Origin of the sequence: Pseudomonas sp. HR1 (assembly GCF_030175875.1) — a bacterium.
GTDB classification, from domain to species: Bacteria; Pseudomonadota; Gammaproteobacteria; order Pseudomonadales; family Pseudomonadaceae; genus Chryseomonas; species Chryseomonas oryzihabitans.
In genome coordinates this window covers 1-781 of sequence record NZ_JASNRF010000050.1, presented here as the reverse complement: position 1 = coordinate 781, position 781 = coordinate 1, and the positions used below count along the sequence as shown (strand labels likewise).

Sequence of the window (781 nt, the reverse complement as noted above, 5' to 3'; positions counted from 1 at the left end):
AGGATCGACCGACTGGAACGGGAGAAAGCGATCCTAAAAAAGGCTACCGCTCTCTTGATGTCGGACGAGCTCAATCGTACGCGCTGATAGACCAGTTAAGTGAGCGGGAGTCGGTGGAAGTGGTCTGTTCAGCCTTCGGCGTGGTGCGGTCTTGCTACTACGCCCATCGGCTTCGACGCTGCCGTGTTGATGCATGCCGCGTTGCACTGCGCAGTCAGGTTAACCAGCTGTTCAACCAGAGTCGAGGCTCGGCTGGCAGTCGCAGCATTCTGGGTATGCTGCGTGAGGATGGCGTCAGCATTGGCCGTTTTCATGTGCGTCGGTTGATGCGTGAGTTGGGCTTGGTCAGCAAGCAGCCAGGCTCGCACGCATACAAGCAGGCTACGGTTGAGCGACCAGATATCCCGAACCGGCTGAACCGCGAGTTCACCACTGAGCGCCCCAATCAGGTGTGGTGCGGCGACATCACCTACATCTGGGCACAAGGTCGCTGGCATTACTTAGCGGCGGTGTTGGATCTGCATACAAGACGAGTAGTCGGCTGGGCGATTTCTGCCAAGCCGGATGCTGAGTTGGTGATCAAGGCGCTGGACATGGCCTACGAACAGCGTGGCAAACCGCAGCAGGTACTGTTTCATTCCGATCAGGGCAGCCAATACGCTAGCCGCCTGTTTCGGCAACGGTTGTGGCGATATCGGATGGAACAGAGCATGAGCCGCCGGGGCAACTGCTGGGATAACTCGCCGATGGAGCGATTGTTCCGCAGTTTGAAATCGGAGTG

1 pseudogene is annotated in these 781 nt (G+C 57.9%); it reads left to right on the top strand.

The window, feature by feature from the left end:
- A pseudogene (locus QKY98_RS23535) lies at nucleotides 1-781 on the top strand (IS3 family transposase); the annotation flags it as partial.